The following is a 20,959-nucleotide window of genomic DNA, read 5'->3' on the forward strand; positions in this document are numbered from 1 at the left end:
GGGCCCGGACTCAGGCGTAGTGGCAGCGGGCGTGCCCGGCCACCTCGGCCGCCGCGTCGGACCCGTAGGCGGCGGCGAACCGCTCGAGGAAGACCCGCTGGCTCAGCTCGTACTCCTGGCAGCCGATCCGCTCCAGCACGTGGGTGGCGGTGAGGTTGCCGAGCTGTCCGCAGCGCTCCAGGGGCAGACCCCAGGCGAGCCCGGCGAGGAACCCGGCGCGGAAGGCGTCCCCGACGCCGGTCGGGTCGGCCTTACCCAGCTCGGGCGCCGGCGGGATGTGCAGCGACGGCTCGCCCTTCCGGTCGATCCTGGCGCCCTTGGGCCCGAGGGTCGTCACCCGTACGCCGACCCGGTCCAGGATCTCCTCGTCCGACCAGCCGGTCTTCTGCGCGATCAGGCCCAGCTCGTAGTCGTTGCTGAACAGGTACGCCGCGCCCTCGACGAGCTGGCGAATCTCCTCGCCGGGCATGCGGGCGAGCTGCTGCGACGGGTCGGCCGCGAACGGGATGCCCCGCTGACGCGCCTCGTCGGTGTGCCGCACCATCGCCGCCGGGTCGTTGGGGCTGATCAGGACCAGGTCGAGCCCGCCGAGACGCTCGGTGATCGGGCCCAGCTCGATCTCCCTCGCCTCCGCCATCGCGCCGGTGTAGAACGAGGCGATCTGGTTGTGGTCCTCGTCCGTGGTGCACAGGAAGCGCGCGGTGTGGTGCAGCTCGGACACGTGGACCGACGCGCAGTCGACGCCGTGGCGCTCGAGCCAGGAGCGGTAGTCGGCGAAGTCGGTGCCCACGGCGCCGACCAGGATCGGGGTGAGCCCGAGGCAGCCCATGCCGAAGGCGATGTTGGCCGCGCATCCGCCGCGGCGGACCTGCAGATCGTCGACGAGGAACGACAACGACACCCGGTCGAGCTGCTCGGCGATGAGCTGGTCGCCGAAGCGGCCGGGGAACGTCATCAGGTGGTCGGTGGCGATGGAGCCGGTGACGGCGATGCGCACGGGGTCATTCTCCTCGTTGTCAGCATCAGGGAGACGGGGGCCGGGATGAGATCCCGCCGAACCTACTGAGCGTACCGTCTCGGGACATGACGACGCCCCGCGCGGAGTAATCCGTGCGGGGCGCTCGACGCGTCACCCGTCGCCCGCGGCCGGGCGCGCGTGCGCCGTCAGTTGAACGAGTCGCCGCAGGCGCACGACCCCGTCGCGTTGGGGTTGTCGATGGTGAAGCCCTGCTTCTCGATGGTGTCCACGAAGTCGACCGTGGCCCCGATGAGGTACGGCGCGCTCATCCGGTCGGTGACGACGTTCACGCCGCCGAAGGTGGAGACCACGTCGCCGTCCATCGACCGGTCGTCGAAGAAGAGCTGGTAACGCAGGCCGGAACAGCCACCCGGCTGGACGGCCACCCGAAGCTGCAGCCCTTCCTCGCCCTGCTGCTCGAGCAGGCTCTTGACCTTGGCGGCGGCCGCGTCAGTCAGGATCAGGCCCTGCTGAGTGGTCTCGCTGCTCTCAACCGTCATGTGCTGACTCCCGCGTCTGCGCCAACCGCCCATCGGGGCGGTCGATTGGTTCTGACGTCCTACCTAGACGCTACCAACACCGGTGAAGCCCTACACATTCCAGTGCCCTACCGGCAACCACGCGACGAACCAGCCGATGCGATATGTAATGATTAGTCGTCAGTTAGACGATAAGTCCCCGAGGGGGTGTGGTCGTGACGATCACCGAGACCGGCCTTCCGCTCTTCATCCTCGGCCAGGGCACCGACCCGCACAGCGAACGCGGCGTCGACTGCCCGGGCGAGCTGCCTCCCGCGTCCGATCCGACGCTCGTGGAGCGCGCACGCGTGGCCAAGGAGCGGCTGGGCGACCGGCTGTTCGTGCTCGGTCACCACTACCAGCGTGACGAGGTCATCCAGTTCGCCGACGTGACCGGTGACTCGTTCAAGCTCGCCCGCGAGGCCGCCGCCCGGCCCGAGGCGGAGTACATCGTGTTCTGCGGCGTCCACTTCATGGCCGAGTCGGCCGACATCCTGACCGGTGACACGCAGAAGGTGGTGCTCCCCGACCTGGCCGCCGGCTGCTCGATGGCCGACATGGCGACCTTCACCCAGGTCGAGGACTGCTGGGACGCCCTGGAGGACGCCGGCATCGCCGACCGGGTGGTGCCGATCACGTACATGAACTCCAGCGCGGACATCAAGGCGTTCTGCGGACGGCACGGCGGCGCCGTGTGCACCTCCTCGAACGCGAAGCGCGCCCTCGACTGGGCCTTCGAGCAGGGCGAGAAGGTGCTGTTCCTGCCCGACCAGCACCTGGGCCGCAACACCGCGGTGCTGGAGATGGGGCTGTCGCTGGACGACTGCGTGGTCTACAACCCGCACCGCCCGAACGGCGGCCTCACCCGGGAGCAGCTGGAGAACGCGAAGATGATCCTGTGGAAGGGCCACTGCTCGGTCCACGGGCGCTTCTCCGCCGCGTGCGTGGACGAGGTGCGGGCCCGCATCCCGGGGGTGAACGTGCTCGTCCACCCCGAGTGCCGCCACGAGGTCGTGACCAAGGCCGACTTCGTCGGGTCGACCGAGTACATCATCCGGAAGCTGGAGGAGGCCCCGGCCGGGTCCTCCTGGGCCGTCGGCACCGAGCTGAACCTGGTGCGCCGCCTGGCGAACCGGTTCCCGGACAAGACGATCACGTTCCTCGACCGGACCGTGTGCTACTGCTCCACCATGAACCGCATCGACCTGCCGCACCTGGTCTGGGCGCTGGAGTCGCTGGCCGAAGGCGAGGTCGTCAACCGGATCACGGTCGACGCGGACACCACCCACTGGGCCAAGGTCGCCCTCGACCGCATGCTCGCCCTGCCGTAGCGGCGGCCCTACGACGCGGGCGCCCACGAATCTCCCGGGGGCGCCCGCGTCTTCGGTTCCCGGCCTCAGATCTTCGCGCGCTCGCGCCAGAACCGCAGCAGCTCGTCGTCGCCGTGGACCGCGTCGGGCTCACGCCGGTTCCACAGCGTCAGCATCAGGTCCCCGGCCGTCGGCGCGCGTACGGTGACGTCGGCGGGGCCTTCGGACCTCTCGCAGGTGAATCCTGTGTGGGTCAGCCGGACGAGCCAGGCCAGGCCCGTGTCGGTCCGCCAGGCGATCGCCTCTCCGTCGCTCCTGAGCTCGGCGACGAGCGGGCGCCACCGGGCGTACGAGAGGACGGCGAAGAACTCCTCCACGCCGTCGGCCGCGACATCCTCGTCGACGCGGGGGGCGATGCCGAGGGCGATCTCGGCGTCCGCGCGGTGGACGACGGTCTCGTGGAGCTGGCGGCGGGACCAGAACCGCGCGTGCCGATCGCCCGCCCATCCCCACATCTCCGTGTCCGGGTCGCGGCCCTTCAACGCGTCCGTGAGCAGGACGCCTCCCGCCTCCAGCCAGTCGGCGGCCTCGGCGAAGTCCTCGGGGAAGCCGTGGTCCATGGCCTCGCGGTCGTATCGGCGCGGCGCGGCGTCGCGCACCATGGCGGCCGCCCATCGGTGGACGGCCCCCGTGTGCTCGGTCAGGGCGCGCAGATCCCAGCCGGGACAGGTCGGAACGGAGGTGGATCCGTCCCGGCCCCGTACGGTCGCGGCCATGCGGCCGATCTCCGCGGCCGCCGCCTCGGCGTACCGCAGGTGGGTCCACTCGGTCATGAAGGCTCCTGGAACGGTCAGAGGCCGGGGGCGCCCCAGACGGGGAACCAGCTCGCCAGATCGGGTTCGATCTTCAGCTCGCGCTCCAGGACACCGCGCACCTGCAGTTCCAGCGCGTTGTCGCGGCGTGGTTCGCCCAGGGGGGCGAAGGGGTAGAACGTGCCGCGCTTGTAGAGGTAGACGATCGCGAGCCGCCGTCCGGAGGGATCGGCGAACGCGACGAGCGAGCACAGCAGCGAAGGACCGAACCCGGCCGACTCCAGGGACGAGTTGGCGGCGTGGAGGTCGGTCACGAGCCCGGCCACGTCGGGGTTGCGCACCTGCAGCCAGGTGTAGCCGTAGGAGTCCCGGGAGACCTCCACCTTGCCCATCAGGGCCTGGACGTCCTGTTCGAGCCGGGCGAAGGCGCCGCCTTCGGCGGCGCGGAAGCACACCGACCCGGCGCCCGCCGGGGCGAAGCCGGTGGCGGCCTGCAGCGTGACGGCGGCGGACGGCAGCGCGAACAGCGCGTCGAGGTCGGGCCTGGCGGGCTTGGAACGGCCGAGCAGCGCGTCGAACCAGCCCATCAGCGCCCCCTCATCCGCGACCCAGCGCCGCGGAGATCCTGGACAACTGCTCCAGCCGGCGCTCCAGCGGCGGGTGGGTCGACAGCAGCGAGGCGACGCTCCGGCCCGAGATGGCCGGTGCGAAGAAGAAGGCGTTGAACGGCTGCGCCTCACGCAGATCCCTTGTCGGGATCCTGCCGATGTCGCCGCTGATCTTGACCAGGGCGCTGGCCAGGGCGCTCGGCTGCTGCGTCAGCAGCGCGCCCGCGCGGTCCGCGGCCAGTTCGCGGTAGCGCGACAGCGCCCGCGTGAGCAGGAAGCTGACGGCGTAGACCAGGCCGGAGACCGCGAAGATGATCAGTCCGATCGGGGGGCCGTTGTCGTTCCTCCGGCCGCCCAGACCGGTGTAGAGCGCGAAGCGGGTCATCAGGCCGGCCACGACCCCCAGGAACGAGGCGATCGTCATCACCGCCACGTCCCGGTGGGCCACGTGGGACATCTCGTGGGCCAGCACCCCTTCGAGCTCCCGCGCGTCGAGCCTGCGCAGGATGCCGGTGGTCACGCAGACCACCGAGTTCTTCCGGTCGCGCCCCGTGGCGAACGCGTTCGGGATGTCCGAGTCGGCGATCGCCACCCGCGGCTTCGGCATTCCCGCCATCGCGCTCAGCCGGTCGATGATCCCGTGCAACTCGGGGGCCTCCTGCGGCGAGACCTCCCGCCCGTGCATCGCGAACAGCGCGATCTTGTCGGACAGGAAGTACTGCGCCAGCAGGAGACCACCGGCGATCACGAGCACGGTGACCGCGCGTACGCCAACCGCGACCAGGACGGCCACGAACGCGACGTAGAGCAGCCCGAGCAGGAACATCGTCACGGTCATCCGGACGGTGAGGCCGCGATCAGGGGCGAACCGTGTGGAGGACATCAGCCGGGAATGAGCCCGGTGTCCCCGAGCATCTCCCGCACTTCCTCGATCGAGGCGTCGGCCGGCGGCAGGATCAGCTCGGACGGCTCCAGCGAGTCGTCCGGCAGGGCCTTGCCCACGTGACGCACCTTGTCGAGCAGGGCGTGGAGCTTCGTACGGAAATCGTCCTCGTCGCCCGACTCGATCGCGGCTTCCAGCTCGCTGTCGAGCTCGTTCAGGACGTCGATGTCGGCGGCGCCGATCTCGACCTGTCCCTCACCCATGATTCTGACGATCACAGTCCCTCCCCCGGCTGACGCAGCTGCTGCGTGTGCTGCTGGCCGGACGGGGCCGCCTGACCCTGCTGGCCGGGCTCGATGGCGCTCCTGGGCGCCGGGCCCTGGCCGAGCTCGGCCTTCATCTTGGCGAGCTCCAGTTCCACGTCCGAGCCGGCGCCCATGCGGTCGAGCTCGGCCTGGATGTCGTCACGCTGCCCGGTGAAGTCGTCCAGCGCGCCGCTGGCCAGCAGCTCGTCGATCGCGCCCGCGCGCGCCTGCATCTGCGCCGTCTTGTCCTCCGCGCGCTGGATCGCCAGGCCGACGTCGCCCATCTCCTCGGAGATTCCGGAGAACGCCTCGTTGATCCGCGTCTGGGCCTCGGCCGCCGTGTAGGTGGCCTTGATGGTCTCCTTCTTCGTACGGAAGGAGTCGACCTTGGCCTGCAGCCGCTGGCTGGCGAGGGTGAGCTTCTCCTCCTCGCCCTGAAGGTTGCTGTATTGGATTCGCAGGTCGGCGATCTGGGCGTTGAGGCCGTTGCGGCGGGTCAGCGCCTCGCGGGCCAAGTCCTCGCGCCCGGCCGACAGGGCCTGCCTGCTCTGGTTCTCCAGCTTGGCGGCCTGCCCTTCGAGCTGGTTGATCTGCAGCTCCACCCGCTTGCGGCTGGTGGCCACGTCTGCCACGCCTCGGCGGACCTTCTGCAGCAACTCGAGCTGGCGCTGATAGGAATAGTCCAGCGTCTCCCGCGGATCCTCCATTTTGTCCAGGGCCTTGTTGGCCTTGGACTTGAAGATCATGGAAAGTCTCTTCATCACGCTCATGCGCGTCGGCCGTCCCCTTCTCCAAGGTTGTGCGTGGGTGATCCCAGCCGTCTCAAGCCCCTTGTCAGGCGGCGTAGCCGCCTGGGTTCACCCTACGCATAACGCGCGAGGGCGTCACTAAGTTGCACTCCAGGTAGGCTGAGCCACGTGTTCCGACGTCGCACTCAGACCTCCGCGGAGGACTCCCCCGTCCCTGTAGAGGATCCTAAGCCCCACGGCACCCCGGGGAAGGGCCGTCCCACCCCGAAGCGGAGCGAGGCGCAGGGCCGCCGCCGCTCCCCGGTGACCGCTCCGGCCAACCGCAAGGAGGCCTACCGCCTGGCGCGCGAGCGCGACAAGGCGCTCCGCAGCAAGCAGCGCGAGGCCATGCTGCGCGGCGACGAGCGGGCGCTCCCGGCGCGCGACCGCGGCCCGGTGCGCAAGTTCGCCCGCGACTGGGTGGACTCGCGGCGGCTGCCCGGGCAGTACTTCCTGCCCGTCGTGTTCGTCATCATGCTGCTGTCGATGGTGCCGTTCCCGATCCCGGTCCGCGCCGCGGTCATCACGGTCTACTCGCTGTCCCTGCCGGTCGTGATGGTGCTCGTGCTGGCGAGCTCGTTCTACGTGGCCTCGAAGGTGAAGAAGGAGGCGGCGGCGAAGTTCCCGGGCGAGGACCTCAAGGGCGTGGGCTTCTACGCGGCGATGCGCTCGTCCCAGATGCGCCGCCTGCGCTTCCCCAAGCCCACGGTCCTGCCCGGCGGCATCCCGGTCGCCCTCAAGGACACGGCGGGCGCGAAGAAGTGACCCCGGCGGCCGTCTGAGCGCCCGTCCGACCCGGGAGCCTCACTCCCACTCCAGGGCGCCCTCGCGCACCACCGGCACCGACCCGTCCACGGGGTGGCCGCCGGCGAGGGCGTCCGCCGTGGTCTTGAGCAGCGCGTAGTACGACGACCACTCGTCCTCGAAGTACGGCGACTCCGGGTCGGCGAAGCCCACGCCGCCGGTGGCGGAGTTCGTCACGAGATAGTCGCCGAAGTCGGGGTCGTAGGCGAGGGGGATGCCTTCGCCCATCTCGCAGGCCTCCGGCCAGGACGCGACAAGTCCGCGCGCGCCCATGATCGCGTGGCTCGTCGGAAACCGGAACGCCGCCATCCCGCGTGCGCCGTCGTGGCGCAGCAGCGAGGCCCGCAGCGAGTCGGGGATGGGCCTCCCGAGCCGCGCCTCGGCCTTGGCCACCAGCCGGGGGCCGGCCGGCTTGTTCAACGAGGCGTACGTCTTAGGCGCGTGCGCCCTCAGCCACTTCTCTATCCGCCGCCACTGGCGGTTCACCGCGGCCGTCACCCGGCGGGAGATCGGCCGTACGACCGGGGTCGTGGAGCCCGTCCGCCCGAGCGCGCACGCGGGGTCGCGGGACGGCGGCGGCCCCACCGCGGGCACGTCGGCGACGGGACCGGCGGACGGCGCGGGGTCCCGCACCACGTCGCAACCGGGCGCGGGACAGGGACCGATGCCCGGTGGCATGTGGTTCCCGGCCACCGGGCACCCGTCCGCGAGACATGGCTCGACGTCGTCTCCCGCGTACGCCGTCCAGCCGAACGACGGCCCGGGCTCCGGGCCGAACACCGCGTTGTCCAGCATCTGCGCACCGAGGGCCAGCAGGCCGAGCGCGACGAGCGCGGCCGTCCACCGGCGCGCCTTCGTCCCGCGCGGCCGCCCGATCCGGGGAAGCCCGGCGAGGAGACGGGCGATCGGCGCGCCGCCCTCCGGCCGGTCGTACCTCTCGAGGTCATCCGACGTGGGCCACCCGAGCACCGGCTCGGGGCCGCTCCCGGCGGGGTCTGCCGCGTCCCGCCGCGCGGCCGGACGCGGACCGGGCGGCACCGGCGCGGCGGCACGGCGGCGGCGCGCGGCGACGACCAGCCCGGCGGCGACACCGGCGACCAGCGCGACGGCCAGAGCCAGTCGTACAGGGCGGGAAACGATCAACCGGCGCACGCCGGGCACCCTACCGCGAACCACATCGATGGGCTGTCCCGGCGGGATGACCTAGGGTCAGAACCATGGAATACCGTCATCTTGGCCGCAGTGGCCTCATGGTCAGCGAGATCAGCTACGGCAACTGGATCACCCATGGGTCGCAGGTGGAGGAGGACGCCGCCGTCGAGTGCGTCCGCGCGGCTCTCGACGAGGGTGTCACCACCTTCGACACCGCCGACGTCTACGCCGGGACCAGGGCCGAGGATGTCCTCGGCCGCGCGCTCAAGGGCGTGCGCCGCGAGTCGCTGGAGATCTTCACGAAGGTCTACTGGCCCACTGGCGAGGGCAAGAACGACCGGGGACTGTCCCGCAAGCACATCATGGAGTCGATCAACGGGTCGCTCCGCCGGCTCCAGACCGACTACGTCGACCTCTACCAGGCGCACCGCTTCGACGTCGAGACGCCGCTCGAAGAGACCCTGCGGGCCTTCGACGACCTCGTGCGCCAGGGCAAGGTGCTGTACGTCGGTGTGAGCGAGTGGTCGGCCGACCAGATCGCCCGGGCCTTGAAGATCGCCGATGAGATGGGCTTCGACCGGCTGGTGTCCAACCAGCCGCAGTACTCGATGCTCTGGCGGGTCATCGAGGCCGAGGTCGTGCCGCTGTGCGAGAAGGAGGGCCTGGGCCAGATCGTCTGGTCGCCGATCGCGCAGGGCGTGCTGACCGGCAAGTACCTGCCCGGGCAGCCGCCGCCGGCCGGGTCCCGCGCCACCGACCCCGCGGGCTCCGGCTTCATCAGCCGGCTGATGGACGACGACGTGCTGCGCCGGGTGCAGGACCTCAAGCCGGTCGCGGCCGACCTCGGGCTGACGATGGCCCAGCTCGCCGTGGCGTGGGTGCTGCAGAACCCCAACGTGTCGTCGGCCATCGTCGGCGCCACCAGGCCCGAGCAGGTGCGCGACAACGTGAAGGCCTCGGGCGTGAAGCTCGACGCCGAGGTGCTCAAGAAGATCGACGACGTCCTCGGGCCGGTCGTCGAGCGCGACCCGGGCAAGACCGTCAGCCCGTCCGCGCGTCCCTGATCCCCGGCTCCCGTCCCACCGGGGCGGCGTCGTAGCGGGTGCCGGGACCGCGCCCGTCGCGGGTCCCGGCACCCGCCCGGCTCACTCGGCGCGCAGGGACATCCCCGAGTATTCGACCCGCTCGTCCTCCATGAGCGTGACCTGCTCGACACCGGCCTCGAGCAGCTCGCGCCAGCTCTCCCCCAGCCACGACTCCGCGTCGGACTGGCTGGAGAAGATCTCCCTCGGCAGCGGCCGGTCCGTGACCTCGCCGCCGTTCGCGTCCTCGTAACGCCACCGCCAAATCATCCGCACCCGCTCCTTCGACTCCTCGCCGTCCCCGCGCCGGGACCGGTACGGCACAAAGGCCGTGCAGCCGGACCCTATCCTCTCCGCCCCGGCCTCCACCTCCCCCCGCGGCGCGGCTAGGGTCGGGGCCGCCCGATCACCCGAGACGCTGGAGAGGAACGGCATGGAGGTCCGTCTGGAGGGGACCGGAGGCCCGGACGGCTGGCCCGCCCCCGGCTGTCCCTGCGCGTCCTGCGGCCGGCTCGCCCCCGGCCATCGCCGCCCCCTGTCCGTCGTGGTCGACGGCCGCGTACGGCTCACGGACGCCCGCCCGCCCGGCGGCTACCGGATCCGCCACACCGCCGACGGCTGCGAGCTCACCGGACCGGACGGCGGCCGCCTGCTCTGCTCCGTGGGACCGTCCGCCGGAGCGCGGGATGAGGACGCGCCCTTCGACGTGGTGCTCATGGACCTGCCCGACCGGCCGGAGCGGCTGGGCGACCTGCGCCGTCGCGGACGGGTCACGCCCGCGACGCGGATCATCGCGGTGCGTCTCGACCACCGTGTCACGAGCGAGGACGAACTGGCCCGCCGACTCGGCTTCTGGGGCGCGACGGCCGTCCCCGACGGGACCGTCGTGGACACGGCCTGCACGGCGAGCGCGGAGGCGGCGCTCAGCGTGCGGCGAGGCGGCGCGCCGCCACGCCGGACACTGCTGCTCGGGGGGTCGCGGTCCGGCAAGTCCGAGGAGGCCGAACTCCGCCTGGCCGCCGAACCCGAGGTGACCTACGTCGCGACCGGGCCCTCCGGCGGCGACGACCCGGCCTGGCTCGCCCGCGTACGGGCCCACCGGGAGCGGCGCCCGGCGCACTGGCACACCGTGGAGACCACCGACCTCGTGGCCGTCCTGTCCGCCGCCTCGGGGACGTTCCTCGTCGACGGGATCGGCACCTGGCTGGCGGCCGTGTTCGACGAGTGCGCCGCCTGGCCGGACGGCACGGCCGCGGACGACCACCGCCCGGCGCTCGGCCGGGTGGCGCGGCGGTGCGACGCGCTGGTTGCCGCCTGGCGCGGCACCCGCGCCCGCGTGGTGGCGGTCAGCGACGAGGTGGGCCTCGGGGTGATCCCGGCCACCCCCGCCGGACGGCTGTTCCGCGACGCGCTCGGCCGCCTCAACCAGGCCCTCGCCCGCGAGTCCGAGGACGTCGCCCTGGTGATCGCCGGCCGGGTCGTCCCGTTGCCCCCGTGAGAACTACGCTTTGCCCTCGTGTCCGACGAACCTCGCATGAGCGAGCGGAGCGAGCGAATCAGTAAGCACAGCGCGATTCGGCTGGGTCGTCTGCGCACCTCCGGCCCGACGCGACCCCGAGTCGCCAGGCGAGGGGGTGGCATGAGCGAGCGGAGCGAGCGAATCAGTAAGCACAGCGCGATTCGCGAGGTGCTGGATTGCGCGCCTCCGGCACGACCGAACCCCGAGCCGCCCGGCGAGGGGGTGGCATGAACGGGATTGGCGCGGCCTGGCGGTTCGCGGTCGGGACGCTCACGATCCTCCCCGTACGGCCGGTGGAGGCCGGCCGCGTCGTAGTGGGACGCGCCATGGCGCTGGCGCCCTTCGTCGGTGTGCTCCTCGGCCTGGCCGGGGCCGTGGTGCTCGTCGCCACCGGTGCGATGTCGGGCTCGCCGCTGCTCGGCGCCGTCCTCGCGGTGGGCGCGCTCGCGTGGCTGACGCGGGCCCTGCATCTCGACGGACTCGCGGATCTGGCCGACGGGCTCGGCAGCGGCAAGCCGTCCGACGGGGCGCTGGAGGTGATGAAGCGCTCCGACATCGGCCCGTTCGGGGTCGTCGCCGCCGTGATCGCCCTGCTCGTCCAGGTGGCCGCGCTGTCGCGGGGCGACGCCGTCGCCTGGGTCGCGCTGGTGGCGGCCGCGGTGACCGGTCGGCTGGCCGTCACGTGGGCCTGCCGCGAGGGCGTGCCCCCGGCCCGGCCCACCGGCCTCGGCGCGCTCGTCGCCGGCACCGTACGGCGGGGCGCCGCGATCGGGGCCACCCTCGCGTCGGCCGCCGTCGTGGCGGTGCTCGCCCTGGTGGCGGCGATCGGCGCACCGGCCTTCTGCGTGCCGGCCGCCGACGGGACCCGGGTCGTCCTGGACCTCGGCGCGCTGTTCCCCGCCGGCTTCGACCGCCTCGGCAACGACTACGGCTATCCCACATCGGCCAACGGGGGGACCCTCGGCGCGGGTCCCCGGCCCACCGGTCTGCTGTCCCACGTGACCGTCGACCCGTACCTGCTCGCGCCCGCCGGACTGCTGCTGGCGATGGCCGCCGGGCTGGGGGCCGCCGCGCTGCTGCGCCGCCGGGCCGTACGGCGGCTGGGCGGCGTCACGGGCGACGTGCTCGGCGCCCTCGTGGAGACGGCCACCACAGTGACGCTGCTGGCCGCCGTCCTGCTGCTGTGACGCCGGGGGCCGCCCGGGGATGCGCGCGTCAGCGCGGCACGGTGACGGGACGCAGCCGGTAGGCGACGAGGACGACGGCCGCGAGCAGCACCCAGCCGACGATCCCGCTGATCCCGGCGAGCGCCGGGTTCGGCGGGTCCGCCGCGTCGCCGAGGAGCAGCGCCAGGCCGGTCGTGGCGTTCACCGAGGCGTGCGCGGCGACCGCGGGCCACACGCTGCGCGAGCGCAGCCGCACCCAGCCGAGCAGCGCCCCGAATATGACGCAGAAGCCGACGAACAGCACCGCCGCCCAGGCGCCGAGCGCCGGGTAGTTGTACCCCTTGAGCGTGAGCGGGGCGTGCCACAGGCCCCAGATCACGCCGGACAGCACCAGCGCGGGCCACACCCGGGCGGGCCGCCACTCCCCGGTGCCGGGTTCCACAGCGCCGGATTCCCCAGCGCCGGATTCCCCAGTGCCGGGCTCCCCCGCCGCCGGGGGCGAGACCGCCGCCGGCGTGGGCGAGACCGCCGGGTCGCCCAGAAGGCGCGGCAGCAGCCAGCCCCGCCAGCCCCACTCCTCCCCGAGCGCGGGGATCGCGTTGAGGATCGGGGCGAGCAGCACGGCCTGCACGACCTGGACGGCGTACAGGACCCCCGGGTCCAGCGGCACCTGGTCGAGGACCGCGGCCAGTTGCGCGCGGTAGAGGCTCAGCCCGGCGACGTCGAGGCGCACCACCCCCACGGCGGCGCTGACCAGCAGTGCGACGGCCACGAGAAGCGGCACGCCGAGCAGGGCCGCCGCCAGGAGCGCGACGGTCCTCCCCCGCCGCGGGCCGAACGTGAGCCCCGTCGCCCGCGCCCACTGCCGCGCCGTCGTGCCGCGCCGCCGGGTGAGCCACACGGCCAGTACGCCGAGGGAGGGCGTGAACATGATCAGGATGCCGAGGATCTGGAAGGCGGCCGCGCCGAGCGGGGCGGCCCCCAGCCACACGGGCAGCGCGATCAGCCACGAGGCCGCGAACGCGACGAGGAGGAACAGCCAGACATCGGCGTGACGCCGCATCACAGTCATCACCTTTCGGCAGAGGAGTGCCGTCGGGCGACGAGGGCGTTGACGAGAGCGGCGCCCGTGGCGGCGTCGTCCACCGTGATCCCCAGTTCGCCGCCGGAGGTGTATCTGACGACCAGGCACTCGCCGCCGCGGATCATGATCGTGGCCCGCCCCGGGAGCCCGCGGTAGCCCCATCCGCCCACCTGGGCCGGGTACCGCTCCTCCACCCACGCCCGCTCCACGCGCTCGAGCCGCACCGTGCGCGAGGGCCACCGCAGCGGACCGACCGACACGGTCAGCGCTTCGGGGACGACCCGCACCGAGACCGATGACAGCACCGTGCCGATCACGCCCACCAGAGCGAGCGGCACCACCACGCTCCAGCCGCCGGGGACCCGGCCGGACAGGGCCACGCCCGCGACGACCACCGCGGCGGCGAGGGACACGAGCGCGAGCAAGGCCGCCCAGCGCGCGGTGACGGTGGAGACCCACACCGGCCGCTTCCCCGGGTCGAGGTCGATCAGCGGTCCGGTCCCCGACGGCGCGGCGGGAACGTCAGGGCCGCGCCGGCCGGCGAGCCAGCCCAGCGCCCCGAGCGCGATCGGCGCGGCGACGACCACCGCGACCTGCCAGCTCACACCCGCCGCACGGGTCCAGTGACCGCGGTCGAGGTTGGCGGCGATCGTGACGGCCTGCGTGGTGACCATGAACCCGCCCGCCCAGGCCAGCCCGGCGCAGAACCAGGCGCGTGTCACCCGGCGGACCAGGTTACGGCGGCGCGCGGCGACGCCGAGGCCGATCGCCGCGATGACGGCCCACACCACGGCGAGGAGCACGAAGACGGCGAAGGGCATGGAGCCGTCGGGCCGCCCGGAGGGCCCCCAGTGGGTGGCCAGCGGGTCGGGGAGGCGGTCGGCGAACGCCAGCGGCACCGCCACCAGCACGGCGGCGACCAGCACGGCCCAGGCCGCGAGGGCCGCCATCAGTCGCGCGCGGACGCCGGTCACGGAGCTGTCGTGCGGTTCGGTCATGCCGTCTCCTTGCTGGGGTCCTTGCCGAAGTCTTTGCCGAGGTCCTTGACGAGGGCGACGACGTCGTCCGCGGTGAGGCCGTATCCGGCGGCCTCGTCGAGCAGGTCTCGCACCCGCGCCCTGAGCGCCTCACGGCCGTCCGGCCTGCGCAGCACGGACACGCCGCGCCCGCGGCGGAACTCCAGCAGGCCCTCGTCGCGCAGGTCGCGCAGCGAGCGCAGCACCGTGTTCGCGTTGACGCCCAGCGCGTGGGCCAGGTCGCGGGCCGGCGGCAGCCGGTCGCCCGGGGCGATGTCCCCGGCCCCGATCGCGCGCCTGACGGCGTCGGCCACCTGTTCATGCAGGGGCCGCGGATCGTTGAGATCAAGCGTGAGCAACATGGTGCTATTCACATTAGCACCATCTACCCGAAGTGCCGCGATGGTGCTAGTTCGATTGGCACCATCCCGGCTACTGATAGGTAGGATGAACCCTCGTTTATGCGTAGCCGAGTAAGCCCAGCTAGCATCGGCTCACGTGACCACAGTGCGCATAAACGCATCTGACGCGGTCTCCATCGAGACCGCAGCTCTCATAATCGGCGTCCACACGACCCCGGAAGGTCCACGCCCCGCCCCGGGCGGCGAAGGCCTCGACCAGGCCCTGGACGGACGACTGGCCGAGATCCTCAGCACGATGGGGTTCACCGGCAAGGCCGAGGAAGTCGTCAAGATCCCGACCCTTGGGGCGCTGCCGGCGCCCATCGCCGTCGTCGTGGGCCTCGGCGACGCGCCCGAGGACGGCTACGACCTGGAAACCCTGCGCCGTGCGGCGGGAGCGGCCGTCCGCTCCCTCGCCGGGACGGCGTCCGCGGCGCTCGCCCTGCCCGCCCGTACGGCCGACGAGGCGGAGGCCGTCGCGCTGGGCGGACTGCTCGGCGCCTACGACTTCACGCGGTACCGCACCGGCGGCGACCGTAAGGCTCCGGTCGGCGAGCTGGCCGTCCTGTCCGGCGCGGCCGGGGCCGAGGAGGCCGTCGCGCACGCGGCGACGCTCGCCGACGCCGTCGCCCTCGTCCGCGACCTGGTGAACACGCCCCCGTCCGACCTGTGGCCCGCGCGCTTCGCCGAGATCGCCCGGGAGACCGGCGGCGAGACCGGTCTCTCGGTGGAGGTGCTCGACGAGGTCAGGCTCAAGGAGGACGGCTACGGCGGCATCGTCGGCGTCGGCCAGGGCTCGGTCAATCCGCCGCGCCTGGTCCGGGTCGCCTACAGCCACCCCGAGGCCACCCGGAAGGTCGCCTTCGTCGGCAAGGGCATCACGTTCGACTCCGGCGGCCTGTCGCTCAAGCCCTCCGCCTCCATGGACTGGATGAAGTCCGACATGGGCGGCGCGGGAGCCGTGTTCGGCGCGCTCGTCGCGATCGCCCGGCTGGGCCTGCGCGTCAACGCGGTCGGCTATCTCTGCCTGGCGGAGAACATGCCCTCGGGAAGCGCCCAGCGCCCCTCCGACGTCCTGCACACCTACAGCGGCAAGACGGTCGAGGTGCTCGACACCGACGCCGAGGGCCGTCTGGTGCTGATCGACGGCATCGCCCGCGCCGCCCAGGACGAACCCGACGTGATCATCGACGTCGCCACCCTGACCGGCGCCCAGATCGTCGCGCTCGGCTGGCGTACGGCCGGCGTGATGGCCAACGACGACGCCCTCCGCGAGGAGGTCGTCCGCATCGCCGGCGAGCAGGGTGAGGGCGCCTGGGGCATGCCGCTGCCCGCCGAGCTGCGCAGGGGACTCGACTCCGCGGTCGCCGACATCGCCAACCTCCAGCCCGAGCGGTGGGGCAGCATGCTCGCCGCGGGCATCTTCCTGCGCGAGTTCGTGCCCGAGGGCGTCCAGTGGGCGCACATCGACATGGCGGGCCCGGCGTTCAACAAGGGCGAGCCGCACGGTTACACCCCCAAGGGCGGCACCGGCGCGATGACCCGCACGCTCGTCGCGGTCGCCGAGCGCTACGCGGGGAACGGCACGTCCGCGCAGGCTGTTTAACAGGAAGACGGCCCTCGTAACGAGCCAGGTCGCGGCGCGCCCGCGCGGGCCCGGGCCGGGGCCACGATCTTCCGGGACAAGTGAAAAGATGCTGCCGGGTCCTTCCGGCGGTGTGAATACGACCAAGGAGCATTCCAGTGGCTGATGGCAGCGGCCCCTACGACATCGTCGTCCTAGGTGGCGGTAGCGGTGGATACGCCTGTGCCCTGCGGGCGGCCGAGCTCGGCATGAACGTCGTCCTCATCGAGAAGGACAAGGTCGGGGGCACCTGCCTGCACCGCGGCTGCATCCCCACCAAGGCGCTGCTGCACGCGGCCGAGCTGGCGGACCAGGCCCGCGAGGGCGAGTCGTTCGGCGTCCGCACCCGTCTGGAGGGCATCGACGTCCCCGGCGTCCACGCGTACAAGGACAAGGTGATCGGCGGCCTCTACAAGGGCCTGGCTGGGCTCATCAAGAGCAAGAAGATCACCGTGGTCGAGGGCGAGGGCCGCCTGGCCGGCCCCAACCGCGTCGTGGTCGGCGACCAGGTGTACGAGGGCCGCAACGTCGTGCTGGCGACCGGCTCGGTGCCGAAGTCGCTGCCCGGCCTGGACATCGACGGCGAGAAGGTGATCAGCAGCGACCACGCGCTGGTCCTCGACCGGATCCCGTCCTCGGTCGTCATCCTGGGCGGCGGCGTCATCGGCGTCGAGTTCGCCAGCGGGTGGCGCTCGTTCGGCGCCGAGGTCACGATCGTCGAGGCGCTGCCGCACCTGCTGCCGCTGGAGGACGAGTCCAGCTCCAAGCTGTTGGAGCGCGCCTTCCGCCGCCGTGGGATCAAGTACGAGCTGGGCGCCAGGTTCGAGAGCGTCAAGACCACCGACACCGGGGTCGTCGTCTCCCTGGAGAACGGCAAGACCCTCGACGCCGAGATCATGCTCGTCGCCGTCGGCCGCGGCCCGGTCTCGGCCGGCCTCGGCTTCGAGGAGAACGGCGTCACGATGGAGCGCGGCTACGTGCTCGTCGACGAGTTCTGCCAGACCAGCGTGCCGGGCGTCTACGCCGTGGGCGACCTCATCCCCACGCTGCAGCTCGCCCACGTCGGCTTCGCCGAGGGCATCCTGGTCGCCGAGCACATCGCCGGGCTCAACCCGGTGCCGATCGACTACGACGGCGTGCCGCGCATCACCTACTCCGAGCCCGAGGTCGCGTCGGTGGGCATCGCCACGTCGGTCGCCCGCGAGCGCGGTCACGACGTCGTCGAGCTGAGCTACAACCTCGCGGGCAACGGCAGGAGCAAGATCCTGCAGACCCAGGGCGAGGTCAAGGTCGTCGCCGAGCGCGACGGCCGGGTGCTCGGCGTCCACATGGTGGGCAGCCGGGTGGGCGAGCTGATCGCCGAGGCCCAGCTGATCTTCAACTGGGAGGCCACGGCCACCGACGTCGCCCAGCTGATCCACCCGCACCCGACCCAGTCCGAGGCCCTCGGCGAGGCGATGCTGGCCCTGGCCGGCAAGCCGCTGCACGTCCACAACTGAAGCCCTCCTAGCGAACGCGAGAGAAGACACCATGCCGGTCTCCGTAACCATGCCCCAGCTCGGCGAGAGCGTTACCGAGGGCACCGTCACCCGCTGGCTGAAGAAGGAAGGCGACCGCGTCGAGGCCGACGAGCCGCTCCTCGAGGTGTCGACCGACAAGGTCGACACCGAGATCCCTTCACCGTCCGCGGGCTACCTGACCAAAATCATCGTGGCCGAGGACGAGACGGTCGAGGTCGGCGCCGAGCTGGCCCTGATCGACTCCGAGGCGGGCGCCGCTCCGGCCGCCGCCGAGCCGGCGGCTCCGGCCCCCGCTCCGCAGCCCGAGCCCGAGCCGGAGCCCGCTCCGGCCCCCGCACAGGCGGCGGCGCCCGAGCCCGCTCCCGCCCAGCCCGCGGCGGCGCCGATCTCGTCGATTCCGCAGCCCGCGCCCGCCGTGGTGACGCCGCAGCCGGTGCCCCCGGCGCCCGCGCCCGCCCCGGCTCCGCAGGCCCCGGCCCCGGCCGCGCAGCCGAGCGAGCCGACCCCGCTGCCATCGTCCGGTGAGAGCCCGTACGTCACGCCGCTGGTCCGCAAGCTCGCCGCCGAGCACGGCGTCGACCTCGACGCGCTGACCGGCACCGGCGTCGGCGGCCGGATCCGCAAGCAGGACGTGATCGAGGCCGCCCGCGTGCAGCGCGAGCAGGCCGCCGCCGCTCCGGCGGCTCCGCAGGCGGCCCCGGCCCAGGCGCCCGCCGCCCCGGCCGTCGCCTCCGCCCCGGCTCCCGAGGTGGCGGCCGACACCACGCTGCGCGGCCGTACGGAGAAGATGTCGCGCCTGCGGCAGACCATCGCCAAGCGCATGGTGGAGTCGCTGCAGGTCTCGGCCCAGCTCACCACCGTGGTCGAGGTCGACGTCACCCGGATCGCCCGCCTGCGCGACCGGGCCAAGGGCGAGTTCCTGCGGCGCGAGGGCGTGAAGCTGTCGTTCATGCCGTTCTTCGCCCAGGCGGCGGTCGAGGCGCTCAAGCAGCACCCGAAGCTGAACGCCACGATCAACAGCGAGACCAACGAGGTCACCTACTTCGACGTCGAGCACCTGGGCTTCGCGACCGACACCGAGCGCGGCCTGCTCGTCCCGGTGATCAAGAACGCGGGCGACCTCAACATCGCCGGGCTCGCCCGTAAGATCGCCGACCTGGCCGAGCGCACCCGCACCAACAAGGTGAGCCCGGACGAGATCACCGGCGGCACGTTCACGCTGACCAACACCGGCAGCCGGGGCGCGCTGTTCGACACGCCGATCCTCAACCAGCCGCAGGTCGGCATGCTGGGCACCGGCGCGGTCGTCAAGCGCCCGGTCGTCGTGGACACCCCGGAGGGCGAGGTCATCGCGGTCCGCTCGATGGTGTACCTCGCGCTCAGCTACGACCACCGCCTGGTCGACGGCGCCGACGCGGCCCGCTTCCTCACGACGATCAAGCACCGTCTCGAGGAGGGCCGCTTCGAGGCCCAGCTCGGCCTGGCGTAGCCGTACCCGGGCCGGCGCGAGCCGTAGGCCCGGACGCATCGGGGCCGTCCCGCGCTTCGCGGGGCGGCCCTCGCCGTCTCCGGCCGTGTCGGGGCGCCGTGACAGCGGGCGCACCGCCCGGTGGAAACGGGCTCCTCTCGCGTGAGTCCTGGCGGAACCGCTCCTGACGGGGTAGTGATGCGTGCGTGGACACGATGACGACAGTGGTGACGGGCTCCTCGGGACTGCTCGGAACGGCCCTGGTCGACGCGCTGCGCGCCGACGGGCACGAGGTGCGCCGCCTGGTGCGGCGCACTCCCGCGGGGCCCGGCGAGCGCTTCTGGGACCCGGCGAACGGGGTGCTCGACCCGGGGGCGCTGGAGGGCGCGGACGCCGTCGTCCACCTGGCCGGCGCCGGGATCGGCGACCGCCGGTGGTCGGAGGCGTACAAGCGGGAGCTGATGGACAGCCGGGTCAACGGCACGCGGACCCTCGCCGAGGCGCTGGCCCGCGCCGAGGGCGGACCTCGGGTGCTGCTGTCCTCCTCCGCGATCGGCTTCTACGGCGACACCGGCGACCGGGCCGTGGACGAGTCCGCGCCGCCGGGCCGGGGCTTCCTCGTCGATCTGGTGCGCGGCTGGGAGGCGGCCACCGAGCCCGCCGGGGAGGCGGGCGCGCGGGTGACGCTGCTGCGCAGCGGCGTGGTGCTCAGCGGCCGGGGCGGCGCGCTCGCCCGGATGCTGCCGATCTTCAAGATGGGCGCGGGCGCCGTGCTCGGCAACGGCAGGCAGTACGTCTCGTGGATCTCGCTGCCCGACTGGGTGGACGCGGTCCGCTTCCTGCTGGCGCACGAACTGGCCGGGCCGGTGAACCTCACGGCTCCCGAGCCGGTGACCAACGCCGAATACACGGCCGCTCTGGCGAAGGCGCTGCGGCGCCCGACGATGCCGCTCCCCGCCCCGCGGTTCGCGCTGCGCCTGGCGCTCGGGGAGTTCGCGGAGGAGGCCCTGCTCGCCGGGCAGCGGGTGCTCCCCCGGCGACTGCTCGACGCCGGCCACCGGTTCGCCCATCCCACCGTCGGCGAGGCCCTGGCCGCCGTACTCTAAAGAGTCATTCGATCCGGGAACGGGAGTGGTGGGCATGAGCCGCATCGGGCAGTCGCACATCGTCGCCATCGGGGGCGGGTCGTTCCGGCAGACCGAGCGGTACGGCTTCATCGAGCCGACCGCGCTGCTGCGCTACGTCCTCGACCTGACCGGGCAGGACCGGCCCAAGCTCGGCCTGCTCGCCACCGCCACCGGCGACGACGCCGACTGGCTGCTCAAGATGTACGGCGCGTTCGCCCGCTGGGACGTCGAGGTGAGCCACCTGACGGTCTTTCCGATGCCGAACGTCGAGGATCCGCGCGAGTGGATCCTGGAGCAGGACGCGATCTACGTGAGCGGCGGCAGCGTCGCCAACCTCGCCGCGCTGTGGCGGCTGCACGGCCTGGACGAGGCGTTCGCCGAGGCGTGGCGGGCCGGGATCGTGCTGTCCGGGCAGAGCGCCGGCGCGCTGTGCTGGCACGTCGGGGGCAACACCGACTCGTTCGGGCCGGCGCTGCGGCCCTGGGCCGAAGGCCTCGGCCTGCTCCCCTACTCGTGCGGCGTCCACTACAACTCCGACCCCCAGCGTCGGACGCTGCTGCACGAGTCGGTCGCGTCGGGCGAGCTGCCCGAGGGGTACGCCGCCGACGAGGGCGTGGCGCTGCACTACGTGGGCACGGAGTTCATCCAGGCCGTGACCATCGACCCCGAGGGGTACGCCTACCGGGTCGAGCGGGACGGTCCCGCCGTCAAGGAGCTGCGTATCGAGCCCCGGCTGCTCACCTCTACGCTGTGA

The 20,959-nt window shown here is 72.6% G+C and carries 22 protein-coding genes; 10 read left to right on the forward strand and 12 right to left on the reverse strand.

The genetic code is table 11. From position 1 onward, the window contains the following. Positions 1 to 10: 10 nt before the first annotated feature. Together HHX30_RS02050 and erpA are read right to left on the reverse strand one after the other, a co-directional pair. Complete coding sequence (locus HHX30_RS02050) at positions 11 to 997, reverse strand: carbohydrate kinase family protein (RefSeq protein ID WP_169978739.1); 987 nt, start codon at positions 995 to 997, stop codon at positions 11 to 13. 167 nt (positions 998 to 1,164) lie between these two features. Beyond that, positions 1,165 to 1,518 (reverse strand): iron-sulfur cluster insertion protein ErpA, encoded by a 354-nt coding sequence (erpA, locus tag HHX30_RS02055; protein ID WP_079313357.1) that lies wholly within the window; start codon positions 1,516 to 1,518, stop codon positions 1,165 to 1,167. Positions 1,519 to 1,712: 194 nt separating this feature from the next. Between erpA and nadA the strand changes: the two genes are divergently transcribed. Then, positions 1,713 to 2,867 carry a quinolinate synthase NadA gene (gene nadA, locus HHX30_RS02060; protein ID WP_311922040.1) on the forward strand — a complete coding sequence of 385 codons (1,155 nt, stop codon included), beginning with the start codon at positions 1,713 to 1,715 and terminating at the stop codon, positions 2,865 to 2,867. 65 nt (positions 2,868 to 2,932) lie between these two features. Here nadA and HHX30_RS02065 read toward each other — a convergent pair whose 3' ends face one another. From HHX30_RS02065 to HHX30_RS02085, 5 genes are read right to left on the reverse strand one after another with little or no spacing between them, the layout of a single operon-like run. Next, entirely contained in the window at positions 2,933 to 3,679 is a 747-nt protein-coding gene (locus tag HHX30_RS02065; RefSeq protein ID WP_169978743.1) for a maleylpyruvate isomerase family mycothiol-dependent enzyme, read from the reverse strand. A gap of 17 nt (positions 3,680 to 3,696) precedes the next feature. Then, on the reverse strand, positions 3,697 to 4,245 hold the full coding sequence (locus HHX30_RS02070) for a PspA-associated protein PspAB (protein WP_169978744.1): 549 nt from the start codon (positions 4,243 to 4,245) through the stop codon (positions 3,697 to 3,699). Between the two features lie 10 nt (positions 4,246 to 4,255). Next, positions 4,256 to 5,149 carry a zinc metalloprotease HtpX gene (htpX, locus tag HHX30_RS02075; protein ID WP_169978745.1) on the reverse strand — a complete coding sequence of 298 codons (894 nt, stop codon included), beginning with the start codon at positions 5,147 to 5,149 and terminating at the stop codon, positions 4,256 to 4,258. After that, positions 5,149 to 5,427, reverse strand: a complete 279-nt coding sequence (locus HHX30_RS02080) for a PspA-associated protein PspAA (RefSeq protein WP_169978746.1) — start codon at positions 5,425 to 5,427, stop codon at positions 5,149 to 5,151. The genes htpX and HHX30_RS02080 overlap by 1 nt, the downstream gene beginning before the upstream one ends. Beyond that, positions 5,424 to 6,224, reverse strand: coding sequence for a PspA/IM30 family protein (locus HHX30_RS02085; protein WP_169978747.1), 801 nt, complete (start codon positions 6,222 to 6,224; stop codon positions 5,424 to 5,426). The genes HHX30_RS02080 and HHX30_RS02085 overlap by 4 nt, the downstream gene beginning before the upstream one ends. Positions 6,225 to 6,371: 147 nt before the next feature. On the opposite strand from HHX30_RS02085, the gene HHX30_RS02090 reads away from it, so the two are divergent. Then, a complete protein-coding gene (locus HHX30_RS02090; protein ID WP_169978748.1) occupies positions 6,372 to 7,007 on the forward strand; it encodes a DUF3043 domain-containing protein in 636 nt (211 codons plus the stop codon). 39 nt (positions 7,008 to 7,046) lie between these two features. On the opposite strand, the gene HHX30_RS02095 is transcribed toward HHX30_RS02090, so the two are convergent. Continuing rightward, positions 7,047 to 8,198, reverse strand: a complete 1,152-nt coding sequence (locus HHX30_RS02095; protein ID WP_169978749.1) for a hypothetical protein — start codon at positions 8,196 to 8,198, stop codon at positions 7,047 to 7,049. A 65-nt stretch (positions 8,199 to 8,263) separates the two neighbouring features. Here HHX30_RS02095 and HHX30_RS02100 point away from each other — a divergent pair, with 65 nt between their 5' ends. Continuing rightward, entirely contained in the window at positions 8,264 to 9,262 is a 999-nt protein-coding gene (locus tag HHX30_RS02100) for an aldo/keto reductase family protein (protein ID WP_169978750.1), read from the forward strand. Between the two features lie 81 nt (positions 9,263 to 9,343). Here the strand turns inward: HHX30_RS02100 and HHX30_RS02105 are convergent, their stop codons facing one another. After that, on the reverse strand, positions 9,344 to 9,550 hold the full coding sequence (locus HHX30_RS02105; protein WP_079313380.1) for a hypothetical protein: 207 nt from the start codon (positions 9,548 to 9,550) through the stop codon (positions 9,344 to 9,346). Between the two features lie 163 nt (positions 9,551 to 9,713). On the opposite strand from HHX30_RS02105, the gene HHX30_RS02110 reads away from it, so the two are divergent. After that, positions 9,714 to 10,778, forward strand: coding sequence for a bifunctional adenosylcobinamide kinase/adenosylcobinamide-phosphate guanylyltransferase (locus HHX30_RS02110; RefSeq protein WP_169978752.1), 1,065 nt, complete (start codon positions 9,714 to 9,716; stop codon positions 10,776 to 10,778). A gap of 248 nt (positions 10,779 to 11,026) precedes the next feature. Beyond that, on the forward strand, positions 11,027 to 11,986 hold the full coding sequence (locus tag HHX30_RS02115) for an adenosylcobinamide-GDP ribazoletransferase (RefSeq protein WP_169978753.1): 960 nt from the start codon (positions 11,027 to 11,029) through the stop codon (positions 11,984 to 11,986). A gap of 28 nt (positions 11,987 to 12,014) precedes the next feature. Here the strand turns inward: HHX30_RS02115 and HHX30_RS02120 are convergent, their stop codons facing one another. Genes HHX30_RS02120 through HHX30_RS02130 form a run of 3 tightly spaced genes read right to left on the reverse strand, consistent with a single transcriptional unit; the run spans position 12,015 to position 14,427 of the window. Further along, positions 12,015 to 13,028, reverse strand: coding sequence for a CPBP family intramembrane glutamic endopeptidase (locus tag HHX30_RS02120; RefSeq protein WP_169979737.1), 1,014 nt, complete (start codon positions 13,026 to 13,028; stop codon positions 12,015 to 12,017). An 8-nt stretch (positions 13,029 to 13,036) separates the two neighbouring features. Further along, complete coding sequence (locus tag HHX30_RS02125; RefSeq protein WP_169978755.1) at positions 13,037 to 14,047, reverse strand: DUF1648 domain-containing protein; 1,011 nt, start codon at positions 14,045 to 14,047, stop codon at positions 13,037 to 13,039. After that, the gene (locus HHX30_RS02130; RefSeq protein ID WP_169978757.1) at positions 14,044 to 14,427 is read right to left on the reverse strand and encodes a GntR family transcriptional regulator; all 384 of its coding nucleotides are present in this window, start codon (positions 14,425 to 14,427) and stop codon (positions 14,044 to 14,046) included. The genes HHX30_RS02125 and HHX30_RS02130 overlap by 4 nt, the downstream gene beginning before the upstream one ends. Before the next feature lie 136 nt (positions 14,428 to 14,563). On the opposite strand from HHX30_RS02130, the gene HHX30_RS02135 reads away from it, so the two are divergent. The 5 genes from HHX30_RS02135 to HHX30_RS02155 all read left to right on the forward strand — a co-directional run bounded on the left by HHX30_RS02135 (position 14,564) and on the right by HHX30_RS02155 (position 20,959). Continuing rightward, positions 14,564 to 16,072 carry a leucyl aminopeptidase gene (locus HHX30_RS02135; RefSeq protein WP_169978759.1) on the forward strand — a complete coding sequence of 503 codons (1,509 nt, stop codon included), beginning with the start codon at positions 14,564 to 14,566 and terminating at the stop codon, positions 16,070 to 16,072. A 137-nt stretch (positions 16,073 to 16,209) separates the two neighbouring features. Further along, on the forward strand, positions 16,210 to 17,589 hold the full coding sequence (gene lpdA, locus HHX30_RS02140; RefSeq protein ID WP_169978761.1) for a dihydrolipoyl dehydrogenase: 1,380 nt from the start codon (positions 16,210 to 16,212) through the stop codon (positions 17,587 to 17,589). Positions 17,590 to 17,620: 31 nt separating this feature from the next. Continuing rightward, entirely contained in the window at positions 17,621 to 19,099 is a 1,479-nt protein-coding gene (sucB, locus tag HHX30_RS02145; RefSeq protein WP_169978762.1) for a 2-oxoglutarate dehydrogenase, E2 component, dihydrolipoamide succinyltransferase, read from the forward strand. A gap of 194 nt (positions 19,100 to 19,293) precedes the next feature. Beyond that, the gene (locus tag HHX30_RS02150; protein ID WP_169979739.1) at positions 19,294 to 20,184 is read left to right on the forward strand and encodes a TIGR01777 family oxidoreductase; all 891 of its coding nucleotides are present in this window, start codon (positions 19,294 to 19,296) and stop codon (positions 20,182 to 20,184) included. A gap of 34 nt (positions 20,185 to 20,218) precedes the next feature. After that, positions 20,219 to 20,959, forward strand: coding sequence for a peptidase E (locus HHX30_RS02155; protein ID WP_169978764.1), 741 nt, complete (start codon positions 20,219 to 20,221; stop codon positions 20,957 to 20,959).

Source organism: Microbispora sp. H10836 (assembly GCF_012999525.1).
In the GTDB taxonomy this organism is placed as follows: Bacteria; Actinomycetota; Actinomycetes; order Streptosporangiales; family Streptosporangiaceae; genus Microbispora.

What these genes read in the sequence shown, in the direction of transcription:
- erpA (WP_079313357.1), bottom strand. Translation starts at nt 1,518, where the DNA reads ATGACGGTTGAGAGCAGCGAGACCACTCAGCAGGGCCTGATCCTGACT.
- HHX30_RS02065 (WP_169978743.1), bottom strand. Translation starts at nt 3,679, where the DNA reads ATGACCGAGTGGACCCACCTGCGGTACGCCGAGGCGGCGGCCGCGGAG.
- HHX30_RS02070 (WP_169978744.1), bottom strand. Translation starts at nt 4,245, where the DNA reads ATGGGCTGGTTCGACGCGCTGCTCGGCCGTTCCAAGCCCGCCAGGCCC.
- htpX (WP_169978745.1), bottom strand. Translation starts at nt 5,149, where the DNA reads ATGTCCTCCACACGGTTCGCCCCTGATCGCGGCCTCACCGTCCGGATG.
- HHX30_RS02085 (WP_169978747.1), bottom strand. Translation starts at nt 6,224, where the DNA reads ATGAGCGTGATGAAGAGACTTTCCATGATCTTCAAGTCCAAGGCCAAC.
- HHX30_RS02100 (WP_169978750.1), top strand. Translation starts at nt 8,264, where the DNA reads ATGGAATACCGTCATCTTGGCCGCAGTGGCCTCATGGTCAGCGAGATC.
- HHX30_RS02105 (WP_079313380.1), bottom strand. Translation starts at nt 9,550, where the DNA reads ATGATTTGGCGGTGGCGTTACGAGGACGCGAACGGCGGCGAGGTCACG.
- HHX30_RS02110 (WP_169978752.1), top strand. Translation starts at nt 9,714, where the DNA reads ATGGAGGTCCGTCTGGAGGGGACCGGAGGCCCGGACGGCTGGCCCGCC.
- HHX30_RS02115 (WP_169978753.1), top strand. Translation starts at nt 11,027, where the DNA reads ATGAACGGGATTGGCGCGGCCTGGCGGTTCGCGGTCGGGACGCTCACG.
- HHX30_RS02120 (WP_169979737.1), bottom strand. Translation starts at nt 13,028, where the DNA reads ATGCGGCGTCACGCCGATGTCTGGCTGTTCCTCCTCGTCGCGTTCGCG.
- HHX30_RS02125 (WP_169978755.1), bottom strand. Translation starts at nt 14,047, where the DNA reads ATGACCGAACCGCACGACAGCTCCGTGACCGGCGTCCGCGCGCGACTG.
- HHX30_RS02130 (WP_169978757.1), bottom strand. Translation starts at nt 14,427, where the DNA reads ATGTTGCTCACGCTTGATCTCAACGATCCGCGGCCCCTGCATGAACAG.
- sucB (WP_169978762.1), top strand. Translation starts at nt 17,621, where the DNA reads ATGCCGGTCTCCGTAACCATGCCCCAGCTCGGCGAGAGCGTTACCGAG.
- HHX30_RS02150 (WP_169979739.1), top strand. Translation starts at nt 19,294, where the DNA reads ATGACGACAGTGGTGACGGGCTCCTCGGGACTGCTCGGAACGGCCCTG.
- HHX30_RS02155 (WP_169978764.1), top strand. Translation starts at nt 20,219, where the DNA reads ATGAGCCGCATCGGGCAGTCGCACATCGTCGCCATCGGGGGCGGGTCG.